The following is a 15,309-nucleotide window of genomic DNA, read 5'->3' on the forward strand; positions in this document are numbered from 1 at the left end:
ATCGTTGTCGGGAGCCGAGGTTGCCATGTGCCCTGTGACCAGGGGAACCGATGAAAACTATCGTTTCTCGAACAGAAACGGTCGTTGACATTCCGGTCAGGGGCGTAGCAAGATCCGGGCACGGAACCACCGCCCGCGCACGCGGCGACGCACCGCCTCCTCCGCACGGCCGACCGGCCCTCTGCGGCGTGCCGCCCGGCGAACCGGCCGACCGACACCACCGTGTCCTCCGGAGACGGCGCCGCAGAGGAGGACCGCACCATCCATGCCGACAACGGGAGCCGGAGATGCTCACGCTGGATGAGCTGACCACCGGAGCCGACGCCCTGCTCCGCACCGTCGAGGCAGACGGGCAGTGTCCCGCGCCCGCGGAGTGCGCCGGATCCCGCAGACCGACCGGACCGGTTGCCGTCCGGCCCGCCACCGGGCCGCGGGAACCGCAGGACGAGCACGCCCCGGTGCGGGTGATCGAACAGGTGGAAGCGTGCGACGACCGCTGGCGACCGCGGAAGGCGGCAGGACGGCCCCGGGAAACGCTGTTCGTCCTCCCGGCCGCCGACGGCCGGCTTCCCGACGGCCCGCAGCCGGCACTGCGGACCCTGGCACGGGCCGGGGCCGTGGCAGTGGCCGTCGCCTCTCCCCATGGCCCCGGCCCGGCGGTCCCCGCCCTGGCCGAAGCCGCGCGCCGGACGGGTTTACCGCTGCTGGTGCCCACCCGTCCGTGCACGGCCCCCGAACTCCTGGGGCTGCTGCTCCAACGCCTCGCCGAAGCGCTGCGCGACAGCATCGAGCAGCGTGACCGGCTGCTGGAACTCTCGGCCCGGCTGAACCGGCAGGGCAAGGGGCCGGGACCGCTGCTGCACTGGCTGGGCGCCCAGACCTCCAGCCGCGTCACCGTGCTCCCCGGCCGGGGCGGCCGGGGACGGGCGGACCTGCCCGGGACCGTGCTGGAGAAGGTCGCCGCCGGACGGATGCGGAGCGCGGCCCTGGAGACCGGCGGCCACCACGTACTGCTGCACCCGATCGGAGCCGAGGCACCGCACCGGATCCTCGCCGCGGTGCGCGAGACTCCCTGGCCCCGCCACCACAGCGCGCTCGTCGCCCAGGCCGCGGGACAAGTGGCCCTCCTCCAGCACCCCCTGACACTGAGGACGCGGGAACGCCGCCTCCGGCGCGGCGAGACGGCCCTGCGCACCAGCGCGTGGCGCCACCTGATGGCCGGTGAGACGACGCAGGCCGCGACCGCGCTGGAGCCGCTGCTGCCGGAACTGCTCGACGCGGACGTCTGCCAGGTGTACGTGGTGCAGTGCGCACCCGGTGAGGACCGGGCCGCCCTCGCCGCCGAGATCGACGCCGCCCTGGGCCGGCGGGCACTGGTGGCGGCCCCGGCCGAGGAGGACCACGTCATCGCCGTCCGCGCCGGCACCGACGACCCGGAGGAGGCGGCCGAGCCGCTGCGGCCGGTGGTGGAAGCCCGCCCCCACCGTGCGGCGGGAGCCAGCCGGCCGGTGCCGTGGATCCGGACCGCCCACGCCTACCGCACCGCGCTCCAGGCCCTCGCCGCGGCCCGGGACGGCGGAGGCGACCGCGTCCACGTCCACGCCGGCACCGCGCCGCTGGCCCACCGCCTGCCGCCGCCGGCGCGGGCCTGGGCGGCCGGCCTGCTGGCCCCACTGCTGGCCCTCCCCGAGCCCGAGCGGGAGGAGCTGATCGGCGCCGCCCGCCTGGCGCTCGACGCCGAACCGCCCCGGCCCGCCCGCCCGACCGGAACCCGTACGCACCGCGAGGCCGCCGCTCGGCGGCTGGAGCGGGTGATGGAACTGGTGGGGCTGGACCGCACACGGCCGGCCCACCGCGCGGTGCTGGAACTGGCACTGCACCTGGCCGACCCGCCCACGCCCGTACCGGCGGTCACGGCCCCCACCCTGGCCGAGCTGCTGGACCAGGACGCGGCACGCGAGTACGCCGCCGAACTGCTGGCCCCGCTCCGTGCCGACCAACTGGGACTGCTGATCACCTGGGTCGAGCACGACTGCCGTGCGCAGCCGTGCGCCGAAGCCCTGGGGGTGCACCGCGACACCGTCTCCAGCCGCCTGGCCGAAGTGGCCGCTGTGCTCGACCGCCGACTGGGCGAGCACGGCAACGGCAGCTACGACGTGCTGCTCGCGCTGGTCATCGACGGCGCGCTGCCCCCCGGCATCCTGCCCGCCGCGTCCGGCCGCGCCTCGCCCAGCACGGCACCGGCCCCCGGAACGACGCACCTCGGCCCGCCGGGAACCGCCCGGATCTACAACGCACTCCTCGGAGGAGAGGACCACTACGCCGGCGACCGGGACATGGCCGACCAGGTCATGGCGGTCTTCCCCACCGCGGGAACCGCCGCGCGGGCCAACCGTGCCTTCGTACAGCGCTCGACCCGCTGGCTGGCCGCCGAGGCCGGCATCCGCCAGTTCCTCGACATCGGCACCGGCGTGCCCGCCTCGCCCAACATCCACGAGATCGCCCAGGCCGTCGCCCCGGAGTGCCGCGTGGTCTACGTCGACCACGACCCGGTGGTCCTCGCCCACGCCCACGCCCTCCTCGGAAGCACTCCCGAGGGGCGCACCGCCTTCGTCCTGGCCGATGCCACCGACCCGGGCGGCATCCTCGCCGACTCCTGTCTGACGGTCACGCTCGACCTGAGCCGGCCGGTCGCGGTCAGCCTCAACGCCCTGCTGCACTTCATCGACGACGGTCAGGATCCCCAGGGGATCGTGCGGCGGCTGATGGAGCCCATGGCACCCGGCAGCTACCTGGTCGTCACCCACGGCACCGACGCCTTCGACACCGACATTCCGCGGCGCGTCTCGAGGATCTACTGCCGCGCGGGTCTCCCGGCCACCTACCGCGACCGCGAGCAGATCACCCGCCTGTTCGACGGCCTGGAGCTGGTCGAGCCCGGCATCGTCCCGCCCCACCGCTGGCGCCCCGAACCCGGCGCCGAGCTGCCCGCCGACACCGACGTGCTGATGTACGCCGGCGTCGGCCGCAAGCCCTGACCCGGCCCCGACCGGCACCCGGTGGCGCCCCGTCAGGGCACCAGGAGCGGAGCACCGCCCCCGACGTGAGAGGGTGACGGCAGCTCCTGCCCGGGTGTCCGTCGAAGTGGCTGCACCAGAGGCGGGTGCCCGGCTGGAGGCAGAGGTGAAGAGCCCTGACATGTCCCGCGGTGCCCGTCTGGCCGCCCACGGTGCCGTCTCCACATCGCTGGCGCTGTGCAGCGACCGCAGGCTGCACGAACTCGTGGACGCCGCCACACCGATCGGTTCCGGCATCGGCGGGAGGACCGTACTGCTGGAGGTCGACGGAACCCCGGTCTTCGTCAAGCAGGTGCCCCTGACCGATCTGGAGCGACGCCCGGAGAACGTTCACTCCACGGCGAATCTGTTCGGACTGCCGGTCTTCTGCCAGTACGGCATCGGCAGCATCGGCGGCCCGGGGTTCGGAGCCTGGCGGGAGCTGGCCGTGCACACCATGACGACGAACTGGGTGATCGCGGGAGACTACGAGGGTTTCCCCCTGATGCACCACTGGCGGGTGCTACCAGGCCCCGGCCGGCCACTTCCCGAGGAACTGGCCGATGTGGAACGAGCGGTCGCCTACTGGGGAGGCGGATCGGGGGTACGCCGCCGGATCGAGGCCCTCCAGCAGTCCTCGGCGAGCCTCGCGCTGTTCCTGGAGTACATCCCGCAGAACCTGCACGACTGGCTGGGCGCCCGGATCGGAGCCGGTGACGAGGTGGCCGAGCGGGCCTGCGCCATGGTGGACAACGAACTGGAAGCCGGCATCTCGTTCATGAACGCCCGTGGACTGCTCCACTTCGACGCCCACTTCGAGAACATCCTGACCGACGGCCGGCGGCTCTTCTTCGCCGACTACGGCCTCGCGGTCTCCTCCCGCTTCGAACTCACACAGGACGAGGCCGACTTCTTCCACCGGCACCGCACCTACGACCGGTGCTACACCGTCACGCACCTGGTGAACTGGCTGGCCGTCGCTCTGTACGGGTACGCACCGGAAGAACGCGAGGCGTTTGTGCGCACCTGCGCCCAGGGGGCGTCCCCGGAGGGAATTCCATCGGCGATCGCGGCGCTCCTGGTCCGTCACGCGCCGGTCGCCGCGGTGATGGGGGACTTCCACCGCCGATTCCGGCAGGAGAGCCGGACGACCCCCTACCCGCTGGAGGCGATCCGCCTGATCGGACAGCGGGACGGTCCGCCTGGTGCGGCGACGGGGTCACCGGGAGGAAAGCCGCGCGACTCGTGCACGGACTTGCGTCTCACTCGAACGTGCGAGTGAGGAAGCCGGAGGTGGTGAGGGGCCATCGACAGGCGACACGAGCGTGCAGCCCGGCCGGGGCCGCGCGCCTGGTCACGGTGAGCGCCGTCCTGCCCCGCCAAGGGCGCCTCCGGCGTCGCCTGCGGCGGTGACCTTCGGTCACTCAGAGCCGGCCATGCCGGCTCTGGGCACTGCAGAGCACGCCGGGACAGACCACCACGGTGGTCACGGCGGATCGCGGTGTGCAGATCGACCTTCGACTGGGGCTTCCCCATAAGGCCTCCTGCGGCAGCAGCACACTCCGCCGTCCCACCGCGAGCCCCTGGGTGACGTCAGAGCGAACCGACATCACGGACTCGCTCAGAAGGCGACTCCCACAGTCACCCCCGAAACGACTCCCGCAGCGAGGTACAAAGCCGCCCCTCCCACGCAGCACGTGCACACCGGAATCGGCGTCCGGGACACCTCTGGCACAAGACGACCGGAGTGCGCGGCGTCCGCACGATGCTCCGCTGCACAGGCACGGACGCGTACCGCCGGCGATCCCTTCCGGCGCCATGCGACCGCACTTTCTCGCCGGTCGCCGTGCGGCATCCCGGATTTTCGGGGACTTCATTCGAGCTGGTGCAAGAGCACTCTCCCGGTGCGCGGGAAAGGGCGGACACTTCGCCGACGGCGTCCGTCACGAGTGCTTGCGGGGAATTCGGCATGGGTGTGACGCCAGGTGGAACCGCTCGGTCCCCGGGTGTCGGAAGCGCGGCTCCGAAGGCATGCGGGACGATGACCGGCGGGCCGGCGACCGTTTCGGCGGCAGCATGCGGTGATCGGCTGCTCGGGCGTGGCCTGTCCGCGCCATTCCGGGAAATCCCGTTCGGGGCGATCGGTGAGGCCGGCCCTCGGAATCCCCGCACCCTTGCGGCCATTTTCAACATATAGCCCAGAGGGGGGCTTGCGGCAAGATCCCGGTGATCCCTCAGAATCGGGGGCCGTGAGCCGGGCCGGTCCGAGACGGATGCCGGACCAGGACCCCTTCGGATTCACCTTCACCACGTTCACCATGCGGCCGGTCGGCCGTGAGCAAGCCGTCACAGGGAGAATTCACATGCGTGTGCTGCTGTCCACCATCGGGTCACGTGGCGATGTCCAGCCCCTGGTGGCGCTCGCCCTGGAACTCCGGGACCTCGGTCAGGAGGTCCGCATGTGTGTGCCGCCCGACTTCCGCGCATGGATCGACGGGCTCGGCATCCCCGTCGTGCCCATCGGTCCCGAGTTGCGGGCCACCGCGGTCGGCCGACCGGCCTCGTCGGCCGCACCGGCACCGTCGGTTCCGCTCTCGCCCGAGCAGCGGCGGCGGCTGGCGGAGGCCACGGTCGCCGCCCAGTTCGCCACGGTCGGCTCGGCGGCCGAGGGCTGCGACGTGATCGTGGCCGCCACGGCCCTGCAGATGGCCGCCCGCTCGGTGGCGGAGACGATGGGAATTCCCTACGTCTTCGCCGCCTACTGCCCGGCGGTTCTGCCATCGCCGCACCATCCTCCGCTGCCCGCACCGGGAGAGCCGCCGGCGCCCGCGACGGCCGACAACCGCGAGCTGTGGGCCCGGGACGCCGACCGCTTCAACGAGCTGTTCGGCGCCGCGCTCAACGCCCACCGGGCGTCGGTCGGTCTGGCCCCGGTCGGCGACGTACGAGACCACGTCTTCACCGACCGGCCCTGGCTGGCCGCCGACCCGGTGGTGGGGCCGTGGCCCGGGCCCGCCGGAGCCGTGGTCCACACCGGCGCCTGGATGCTCCCCGACGAGCGTCCGCTCCATGCCGAGCTGGAGGCGTTCCTCGCCGCGGGCGAGCCGCCCGTCTACTTCGGCTTCGGCAGCATGCGCGCGCCGCAGGACCTTGCCCGGGTGATGGTCGAGTCGGCCCGTGCGCTGGGACGCCGGGCGATCGTCTCCCGCGGATGGGCCGGCCTGACGCCGGTGGACGACGAGCCCGACTGCCTGTTCATCGGCGAGGTCAACCAGCGGGCGCTGTTCGAGCGGGTCGCCGCCGTCGTCCACCACGGTGGGGCGGGCACCACGACCGCGGCCGCGCGAGCCGGTGTGCCCCAGGTCGTCGTTCCCCAGGTCTACGACCAGCCCTACTGGGCACGGCGGATCCACGACCTTGGGATCGGGGTCGCGCACGCGCCCGGCGCGCCGGCCGTCGACTCGCTGGTGGACGCCCTCCAGCGCGCCCTCCGGCCGGACGTGGCGGCCCGAGCCCGGGAGGTTGCCGCCGGGGTGCGCACCGACGGCGCCAGGACCGCCGCGCAGCGCTTGGTGGCCATGGTTCCCCGGTCATCACCGCGCTCGGCGTGATCCGGACACGCCACACGCGGCAGGTCCTCAAGGCCCGCCGCGGACTGCCCGCCGCACCACGGAGGAAGGCTACGCCCTCTTCGAGTGCCCGGCCCGCGGTGAGGACGTCGGCGCCACCGACCGCCTGCGCGGCGCGGCAGTTCCGCACGAACCCGTGAGGTGCCGTTGTCAGGCGATGCGGCGGATCCGGCGGACCGGCTCAGGCCGTCAGGTGCGTCAGCACCGAACGCATCGCGCGGTGCACGGCCTCGCGCGACTCGTCGGTCGGGTCGAGGGTCTCGAAGCCGTGGCGGCCGTGCGGCACGTCGACCACCTCGACGTTCGCCCCGCAGCTCCCGGCCGCGGCCAGGAACTCCTCGACGGTGGCGGCGATCTCGGGCAGCTCGAGCCCCACCCGGGTGAGCACGACGGGCAAGGCACCCGCGTCCGCCACCGCCTCCGCCGGGCGGAACCGGCTGCCGGACATCCCCCAGTTCGGCAGCGGCGCCAGGATCGGGTAGCTGGCCGCCAGGCAGCGCAGCCACGCCGGGGGCGCCCCCAGCCAGTCCGCCGTGATCGGGCCGCCGCCCGAGAAGAACCACAGCGCGATCCGGTCCGCGTCCACCCGCGGATCGGCCCGGACCAGCTCCACCGCGGCGGCCACGTCCGCGGCGGCGCGCTCGTAGTCGGCCACGTCGTGCAGGCGGTGGTCGAGGGTCACGCCCACCACCCCCTGCCCGGCCGCGTACCGGGCGTATCCCCTCAGGGTCGGCCAGTCCCGCGGGGTCGGCCGGGCCCCGGCGGGCACCGGGCCGCCGTGCACGAACACCACCGCCGGCCGCGGGCCCTCGGCGCCGGGCAGGTACAGGTCGACGTTCCCGGTCCGCTCGCGGGGGAGCTCGGGCACGTCCAGCAGGAACGGCCGCAGGTGCGCGGGCGGCTCCGCGGCGCCGACCGGCTCCAGCCGGTGCCCCTCGCCGGCCGCGGCCCGCAGCAGGACGTCCGCCAGCTCGGCGGGGCAGGACAGCATCGGCCAGTGTCCGGTGGGGAGTTCGAAGAAGGTCACCCGGGGATCGACCAGGGCCTGCAGGGCGGGGTCGCCGAAGCCCACCCGCATCCGGACCATCTCGATGCTCGTGCCGTTGCCCGTGCACAGCACCCCGGTGACGGGCACCGCGGCCACCGCGCCGGTCAGCCGCAGCGGCTGGAGCAGGGTGCCCAGCGGCTGCGGTGCGGCGAGGGCGGTGAGCCGGTCCAGCGCCGCGTCGGGAACGCCCGCGGTGCTGCCCCAGCGCTGCCACTCGTCGCGGGCCGGGGGCGGCAGCTCCCCGGCGGCCCCCTCCGCCCCGCCCGCCCCGGCGCGCTCGGCCAACCGCTTGCGCAGGGACTGGTCGGGCACCGCGGCCAGGGCCGGGACGCCGTCCCGCGGCATCCCGGAGTCCAGGTGGACGATCCGGGCGATGCGCTCCGCCCGCCGGTCGGCGGCGCCCAGCGCCGGGTGGATGCCGTAGTCGTGGCCGACCAGCACGATCTCCCGGCCGTCCGCCGCGCCGACCGAGTCGATCACCGCGAGCACGTCCGCGATGTGCGTCTCCAGGTCGATGGCGGTCCCCGCGGCACCGCCGGGACCGCCGGGCCCGGTGAGGGCCACCGCGTGCACCCCGGCACCCGCCGCGGCCAGTCGCGCGGCCGTGTCCTCCCACACGTGTGCGCCGGTGAACACGCCCGGCACCAGGATGAATACGGTCATGGCTCTCTCCTCGGCACGTCGTCGTCCGCGGACCGGCCCGATCACCCGGCCGCGCTCGCCGGTACGGTAGGAACTCCCCCTGAGGGAGGTTCAAGTGTTCGCGTCCCACGACGGCCTGTGCGGCATCGGCGAGCTCGCCGAGCACGCGGGCGTCACCGTCAAGACCGTCCGCTTCTACTCCGACCGCGGTCTGCTGCCGGAGGCCTCCCGCACCGTCGGCGGGCACCGCCGGTACGGACCCGACGCACTTGAGCGGCTGCGCCTGATCCGCTCCCTGCGCACCCTGGACCTGCCGATCGCCGAAGTGCGCCGCATCCTCGACGAGGAGGACGAGACGGGCAGCGTCCTGGAGGACGCCGTCGCCGGGCAGTTGCGCGAGCTCGGCTCCCGGCTCAGGGTCCTGCGCTGGCGGGAGGCCGCCCTCCGGCTGGTGCAGGAGTGCCCGCCCGGGGAGCGGGCCGACCGGCTGCGCCTGATCGGCGCGGTGACCACCCCGCCGAGCACGGCCCCGCTGGCCCGGTTCTGGCGTTCCTGGCTGCCGCCGAGGATGCCGGCCCGGTCGGTCGCCGCGTTCCTGGAGGCGGCGGTCCCGCAACCGCCCGACGACCCGGGCCCGGCCCAGGTGCTCGCCTTCGCCCGGCTGCACGCCTTCACCACCCGCCCGTGCCCGGACCGCGAACAGCCCCAGCCCGCGGCACACAGGGCGGGAGCCCGTGGGGCGGCCGTGCTGTACGCGGGGCTGGCCGAGGCGTACGAACTGGCGGGGGCGCAACTGCGCCAGGACCGGGAGCCGTACCCGGGCGAGGCGCTGGACGGCTTCGTGGCCGCGTACGCGGGCGCGTACGGCACCCGGGACACCCCGGACTTCCGCCGCCTGCTGGCCGGGCAGCTCGCGGCCGACCCGCGGATCGACCGGTACTGGGAGCTGGTGACCGAGGTGATCACCCCGCCGGGCGGCCGGCCGGAACCGACCCCCGGGTCCGCGCACGACTGGCTGCTCGCGGCACTGGACGCGCAGACGGCCGCCGCGGCCTGAGTCCGCCGCCCGGAGCCGGGGTCCGGCCCGGTCCGCCCACCAGTCCGGGGCGCCGGGCGGTTCCGTCCGGGCCGTCGCGCGGACCGGATGACGACCGTGCCCGCCTCCGGGACGGGCGCGTCCCCTGCTCCCCGCGCCCGTGGGAATGGTTTCCCCCGTTCCGCCGGGGTCGGGCCGTGGCCGGGGCCCGCATCCCGCTGCGCCGCAGTCGCGGTACGCACCGGCTGCCGGACGGCCTTGGCCCGTGTGCGCGGCCGTCCGTGGCCGTGCCGAGGGGCCGGGGGCAGGGCCGGCACGGTCCCCGGCCCGCCTGTCGTCCGGCTTGCGGGTGCCAGGGTGCTCCGTCCGGCAGCGGACGCCACGGTTCCGCCGCGCCGGGAGCGTGGCGCGCGACGAGTCCGGCTGCCGGACGGAGCGCTCGCCGTGCCAGGAGAAGGACCGACGCACACGCCGCGGAAGGCAGCACATGGCGTCGTCGGGGCCGTGCTCCGCGAGGTTCACGGTGACGGAAGTCGCCGGGGAAGGAGAGGGCGCCGGTCGCCAACAGGCTCGGCCGTCGAGTTCCGCGGCGCTGTGCCGCACCCACCGGTGCCGATCCCCGGAACCGGCCTGCTGCTCCGCCCCCGGCCGGGGGCGGAGCACCGGGAAAGGGCTGTCCTGGAGCCACCCGGGCCCGCGTCCGGGGGCCGACCCGCTCCCCGGCGGGCACGTGATGACGTAGGGGACGCACCGGCCAGGACAGTGCATCCGGGCGGCACCCTCGTGGTTTATGACGGGTTTGGTCGTCGCCCCGGGCACGTGCCACCGCGCCGTGCTTCCTTCACCCGACCCCTTTCGCCGGGGCAGCGTTGTTCCGCTCACCGGCGTACGCGGCCACCCCGGAACCCGATATCGACAGAACGGAGTCCCCCGATGACGAACACGCCCCTGCTCGTCCACCGTCCCCGCGTCGCGTTATTGGCCGCGGCACTGCCGCTCGCGCTCGGGGCCGCCGTCGTCGACAACGTCCGCATCCGCCGCCAACTGCACGCCGCCCGCCGGGACCCGCTCACCGGGCTGGCCCTGCGTCCGGAGCTGACAGCCCGCGGCGAGAAACTGGCCGCCCGCCCCGGCACGGTCGCGCTGTTCGTCGACGCCAACGGCTTCAAGGCGATCAACGACACGCACGGGCACGACGCGGGCAACGCCGTCCTGGCCGCCCTCGCCCAGCGGCTCAGCCGCTGGTGCCGCACCCACCGCGGCCTGGCCGCACGCCTGGGCGGGGACGAGTTCGCCGCCGTGGCCCACCTGCCCGCCACTTCCGGTGGCCTCGACCGAGCCCTGGCCGGACTCCAGCAGGTGCTGGAGCGGCCGGTCCTCTACGAGCAGCGGCTACTGCCGGCATCGGTGGCGATCGGCGCCGCGCCGGTCTCCGCCATGCCCGGCAGCTCCTGGTCCCTGGCCCTGCGGGCCGCGGACACGGCCATGTACCGGGCCAAGCGCGACCGGAGCGGCCCGCGTGTCGGCACCGCCGCCGACGCCCTCGCCGAGGCCAGCAACGGCCGCCGGCCCGGACGCCCCGGCACCGCCGGGCGGTGACCGGCGACCGTACCCGGCACTCCCGAACGGTCCGGTGCCGCCGCGGTACCGCGCCGCGCCCACCGTCTTTGACCCCTTCCCGCAGGGGCCCGCCCTCCCGGCCCGTGCCCGTGCCCAGGTCCGGGCACGGGCCGGGAGACGGAAGAAGACCTTCTGGTCCCCGCCCGCGCGACCGACCCCGCCCGTCATCGTCCGCGCCTTCGCCGCACAGTCCCCACTCGTCAGGACCGGAGTGGATCGATGCGGTGCGGCACGGTTCGGCACAGGGGAGCGCAGGGGCCCTCGGCCTGCCCGGTTGGGACCGCCTCCGGCGGGTCGGCGCCCCGCCACCGGGGCTCGCTGGGGCCTGCTGTGAAAGTGGCTGGTCGCTGTCCTTGGACCGTGTTTCCGTTCCGCGGTGAAGAGCGAGAGCGTGCCCGGCGGAAGCGCGGCCCGGTGTGTCCGGTATCGGCTGATCGCGCCTCAGGGACTGCGTCCAGGTGCTTGCACGGGTCCATGAGCACGACGGCTGTCCAGCCAACTGGCTTACCCCTCCTGGCAAGTGGCCGGCGCAGCCGTCGCTCCTCGCCGCTCGGGTGGCGGAGCCGGACGGCCGGGTCGTCGGTCATGGCGGTGGCTTCCGGCACTGCGTCGGCAGCTCCGTATGAGCGGCCCGGCCGGCATCTGCCGGCCACAGCCGAACAGCGGTGGAGCCCGGACCAGAAGGCGACCATCCGGCGCCATGCGGCGGCGGCCTGATCGCGCCGACCGGGGTCTGCCCGCTCACGGCCGCTCGTCGAGGACTGCGGCCGGCACGGTCGTGTCCGGGGCCGTGGCCGCGGGGTTTGCGGCCACAGCCTGGGTCCTGGCGTTCTCAGGGGCGGGATGGCTGCCGTGCGTCCGCTCATGGTGCGCACGGCCGTGCCGCCGCTGCCCCGGGGCGGCCTACCAGAGGATCGTGTCGGTGTCCGGACCGCCCGAGAGGACGTCCTTGCCGGGGCCGCCGAGAAGGGTGTCGTTGCCGCTGTCGCCGTGGACGGTGTCGTCACCGAAGCCGCCGGAGAGGAAGTCGTCGCCGCTGCCGCCGGTGACGTGGTCGTCCCCGAAGCCGGCGTGTACGGTGTCCGCGCCGCCGTGGGCCTCGATGTGGTCGGCTCCCCGGCCTCCCGTGAGGACTTGTCCCCTGTCGTCGCCCATCAGGTGGTCCATGCCGTCACCGCCGTGCATGACGACGCCGCCCATCAGCATGTCGTCGTCCTGCCCACCGATGACCGTGTGCGCGGAGTGGGCGTGGAGCTGGTCGTTGCCGGAGCCGCCGTGCACGACGGAGACGCCCGGGGCATCGGTGAAGAACTCGTCGTCGCCGTCGCCGAGCAGAATGCGGATCTCGCCGGAGGAGGCGTCGGCCGTCGGCAGTTCGCACACGACACGGGTCGCGTCGTTGGGGTCGGGCTGCACACAGTGCTGCTCGCCGACCCGGATGGGCACCTCGTCGTTGAAGGCGACCCGGCGTACGCCCGTGCCGGCGCCCATGGGCGTGACCTGGAGCTCGTTGACCTGCCCGCTCCCGGCGAGGTGGGTGACGGACCGGCCGTCTCCGTCGATGCTGATCGTGGCCGCGGTGTCGGCCGCGGCAGGAGCGGCGGTCAGGCCGATGGCCAGGAGGGCCAGAACGGCGGAGGAGACGGAGATGACCCGTAACTCGCGCACGAGCGTGTCCCTTGCCTCAGGGTGTCATGGTCAGTGCAACTTTCTCACTCGAACACCTCAGCCGCACCAAGAGTCTTCGGAGGCCACACCTGTGCGTCCCGGAGCGGGGGACGCGCTGCGATCGGTGACGGTGAACTCGCCCTGACAACCCCGCGTTTGGGGTACGGAAGCGGGGCCGCCACCACCGGCGGCTGGATGCGGGGCATCATCCGGCGCCTGCCGCCCGTTGCCGCAGCAGGGCACGCGATGCACGCGGTGAGGGACCCTGAACCCGGGATTCCAGGACCGCACGGATCTCTCCTCAGGATCGCCGGAACCCGGGACGCGGTCAGTCAGGCTGTGGCCGGGTGCTTCGGTCGGCCGGTGAGCACGGGAGACGGCCGTCTGAACGCCGGTTGCCGGTGCGTGCGCTCAAGGCTCCCGTAGCCGCCCGGGGTGTTCAGGACGGCGGCGGTGGGGTCGGTTGGCGTACCACCTTCAGCCAATGCCAGGAGGAGAGGGTCACCGCGGCTGTCAGCCACACCACGCCCAACCAGGAGTAGGCCGCAGCACCGGCACAGTCGTCCAGAGCGACTTCGCCCTGCCGGAACAGCCGGTGGCACTTGGAGGGTGTCCCGACGACCGTCTGCACCGGCCATGCCAGGATCATCGCGGCCACCAGCCCGCCGACGGCCCCAAAGCCTCCCGCCGCCGTACAGCGGTCCCAGCGGTCGTCCGGTCCGGGAGGCGTCGGCCGGTAGAAAGCGGCGATCTGCAGTGCCAGCGACGACCCCAGGGCGAAACTGAGCCAGTCGTAGCGCCCGTCCCCGAGGGACAGCGTGATCACTGACGCGAGAGCGGCCGACCACAGCGCGGCGTGGTCGATCCCTCCCCTGTTCTGCTGAGACACGGATTCCCCGACGGTCCCTCGTCCTGCGGGGAGAGCGTATGGCCGGGCGCGGTCGCGGTCCGGGAAGCCGGAGAACATCCCCCGATGGGGTGTGTTCGTGGCGGAACCCGACATCGCGTACGGGTGCCTCCGGGGCCGCCTTGGGGGGAGAGCTCCGGGCGATCCCGGATGGAACGCGACCTGTGGATTCGGGACCCTGGCCGCCGGAGGAGAAAGTCAGGAAACGGGGATTCCAGCCATGCGAAGGCGCTTACCCGTGGCGGCCGTTCTCGCCGTCGTGGCCGCGTTCCTGCCCACCGCGGCCCACGCGGAGCACGAGAGGCCGCGCGCGGTCCTCGCACCGCAGCGGTGCAGTGCGCCACCGCTGCCTCCCCCGGACGGCCCGCTGGTCGTCGACCCGGACAGCGAGAGCGCCCCGGCCGGGAGGTCATGGCCGGTCGTGGACCGGGCCCCGCACCGGCGGGTCGTCTCCGGCGTGCGCAACTTCGTCGCCTGCATCAATGCCGGAGACCATCTGCGCGCGGCCCCGCTGCTCACCGCGCACTTCGTCAGGAACTTCATGGGGCAGACGAGCTACCGCCAGGTCCCCGAGGTGCTGGGCGGACTGCGGATCGAACGCCTGCGGATCGGGGAGATGCGGCAGTACGCGGACGGCAGCTTCACCACCGAGCTCACCTACCTCGCCTACGGGCACCAGTTGGCGCGTGTCCGCATGACGTGGTGGCCGGACCGGGCCGACGGCTTCCTCAAGCTCAACCGGCTCGACGCGCTCTCCTCCCCGGTGCCGCACACGGCCGAGGAGGTGAGGGTGGAGATGGGCGAGTACTTCTTCCGCATGGACCGCACGGTGATCCGAGCCCCCCACGGGAAGGTCGTGCTCCGGCTGAGGAACGTGGGGGAGGAGCGGCACGAGGCGATCCTGCTCCGGCTTCCGGAGGGTGCGGTGGGTGCGGACCTGTTCAACGACAGGCTGTCCCAGGAGGACGTGGTGACGATCGCCCAGGAGAACGGCGGCAGCGAACTGTCCCTGGTGAACCTCGCTCCCGGGGTGTACACGCTGGTCGACTTCATACCGGCCCCGGACGGCAGGCCGCACGGCGAGCACGGTCAGACCGCCCAGTTCACGGTGGTCCGCTGACGGCGGAGCACGCCGTGTCGGGTCGGCGCTCCCTGACGTGACGACGCCTGTGCGCTCGCCACGCACGGTCCGCGGCGGTCGCCGCGGGACGCTGTACCGGCAGTCGGAATCTTTTCTCTGATCGAGGACGAAGTTCCGAATCGGTGAGCAAAAGGGGTTACATGTTCGGACCAAGGCCGCTAACTTCCTTGACATGAATGGTTCATGCGCGGCGTAATCCGGGCCTTCCAGTACGACGGCGCGCGTCTGCACTCTCCGTCAGGTCGACTCGATCTGACGTCACCCCCACTCCAGGCGGGAGACTTCTGTGCGCACAAGACCTTTCAGACCCCGGCGATCCTCCCCTCTCCTGTTCGCGGCGTTACTCGCCGTCGGCTGCCTGCTGCCTGTGACGTCCGCAGCCGCCGATGCTCCAGCGGATTCGGACGGCGGCGTCGCGGCGGCCGCGGCCGAGGAGTTCCAGCAGGTCACCCTCGCCAAGGGCGTGGCGGAGACGGGCGAGCCGATGAACCTGGCGGTGCTGCCCGACCGATCGGTGCTGCACACCTCGCGCGACGGCACGCTCCGGATCACCGACGCGAAC

Annotated in this window: 9 protein-coding genes and 1 pseudogene; 7 read left to right on the forward strand and 3 right to left on the reverse strand. The window is 73.7% G+C overall.

The window, feature by feature from the left end:
- Window positions 1-287 precede the first annotated feature (287 nt).
- The 3 genes from VE546_RS27510 to VE546_RS27520 all read left to right on the forward strand — a co-directional run bounded on the left by VE546_RS27510 (window position 288) and on the right by VE546_RS27520 (window position 6,667).
- Window positions 288-3,038: an SAM-dependent methyltransferase gene (locus VE546_RS27510; protein WP_324927119.1), complete on the forward strand. Its 2,751-nt coding sequence runs from the start codon at window positions 288-290 to the stop codon at window positions 3,036-3,038.
- Window positions 3,039-3,198: 160 nt separating this feature from the next.
- Window positions 3,199-4,338, forward strand: a complete 1,140-nt coding sequence (locus tag VE546_RS27515; protein WP_324927124.1) for a protein kinase family protein — start codon at window positions 3,199-3,201, stop codon at window positions 4,336-4,338.
- Window positions 4,339-5,419: 1,081 nt separating this feature from the next.
- Window positions 5,420-6,667 carry a glycosyltransferase gene (locus tag VE546_RS27520; protein WP_324927127.1) on the forward strand — a complete coding sequence of 416 codons (1,248 nt, stop codon included), beginning with the start codon at window positions 5,420-5,422 and terminating at the stop codon, window positions 6,665-6,667.
- 199 nt (window positions 6,668-6,866) lie between these two features.
- Here VE546_RS27520 and VE546_RS27525 read toward each other — a convergent pair whose 3' ends face one another.
- The gene (locus tag VE546_RS27525) at window positions 6,867-8,396 is read right to left on the reverse strand and encodes an alpha/beta hydrolase (protein ID WP_324927130.1); all 1,530 of its coding nucleotides are present in this window, start codon (window positions 8,394-8,396) and stop codon (window positions 6,867-6,869) included.
- A 94-nt stretch (window positions 8,397-8,490) separates the two neighbouring features.
- Here VE546_RS27525 and VE546_RS27530 point away from each other — a divergent pair, with 94 nt between their 5' ends.
- Together VE546_RS27530 and VE546_RS27535 are read left to right on the forward strand one after the other, a co-directional pair.
- Window positions 8,491-9,432 carry a MerR family transcriptional regulator gene (locus VE546_RS27530; protein WP_324927133.1) on the forward strand — a complete coding sequence of 314 codons (942 nt, stop codon included), beginning with the start codon at window positions 8,491-8,493 and terminating at the stop codon, window positions 9,430-9,432.
- 912 nt (window positions 9,433-10,344) lie between these two features.
- The gene (locus tag VE546_RS27535) at window positions 10,345-11,010 is read left to right on the forward strand and encodes a GGDEF domain-containing protein (protein ID WP_324927136.1); all 666 of its coding nucleotides are present in this window, start codon (window positions 10,345-10,347) and stop codon (window positions 11,008-11,010) included.
- Window positions 11,011-11,934: 924 nt separating this feature from the next.
- On the opposite strand, the gene VE546_RS27540 is transcribed toward VE546_RS27535, so the two are convergent.
- Entirely contained in the window at window positions 11,935-12,699 is a 765-nt protein-coding gene (locus VE546_RS27540; RefSeq protein WP_324927139.1) for a calcium-binding protein, read from the reverse strand.
- Between the two features lie 439 nt (window positions 12,700-13,138).
- Window positions 13,139-13,588 (reverse strand): hypothetical protein, encoded by a 450-nt coding sequence (locus tag VE546_RS27545; protein ID WP_324927141.1) that lies wholly within the window; start codon window positions 13,586-13,588, stop codon window positions 13,139-13,141.
- Between the two features lie 256 nt (window positions 13,589-13,844).
- On the opposite strand from VE546_RS27545, the gene VE546_RS27550 reads away from it, so the two are divergent.
- Both VE546_RS27550 and VE546_RS27555 read left to right on the forward strand, forming a co-directional pair.
- Window positions 13,845-14,726, forward strand: a complete 882-nt coding sequence (locus VE546_RS27550) for a hypothetical protein (RefSeq protein ID WP_324927144.1) — start codon at window positions 13,845-13,847, stop codon at window positions 14,724-14,726.
- A gap of 307 nt (window positions 14,727-15,033) precedes the next feature.
- Window positions 15,034-15,309: pseudogene (locus VE546_RS27555) on the forward strand (glycosyl hydrolase); the annotation flags it as partial.

Source organism: Streptomyces sp. (assembly GCF_035644915.1).
Classification (GTDB): Bacteria; Actinomycetota; Actinomycetes; order Streptomycetales; family Streptomycetaceae; genus Streptomyces.

Coding starts and splice junctions, on each gene's coding strand:
- VE546_RS27510 (WP_324927119.1), top strand. CDS start 288: ATGCTCACGCTGGATGAGCTGACCACCGGAGCCGACGCCCTGCTCCGC.
- VE546_RS27515 (WP_324927124.1), top strand. CDS start 3,199: ATGTCCCGCGGTGCCCGTCTGGCCGCCCACGGTGCCGTCTCCACATCG.
- VE546_RS27520 (WP_324927127.1), top strand. CDS start 5,420: ATGCGTGTGCTGCTGTCCACCATCGGGTCACGTGGCGATGTCCAGCCC.
- VE546_RS27525 (WP_324927130.1), bottom strand. CDS start 8,396: ATGACCGTATTCATCCTGGTGCCGGGCGTGTTCACCGGCGCACACGTG.
- VE546_RS27535 (WP_324927136.1), top strand. CDS start 10,345: ATGACGAACACGCCCCTGCTCGTCCACCGTCCCCGCGTCGCGTTATTG.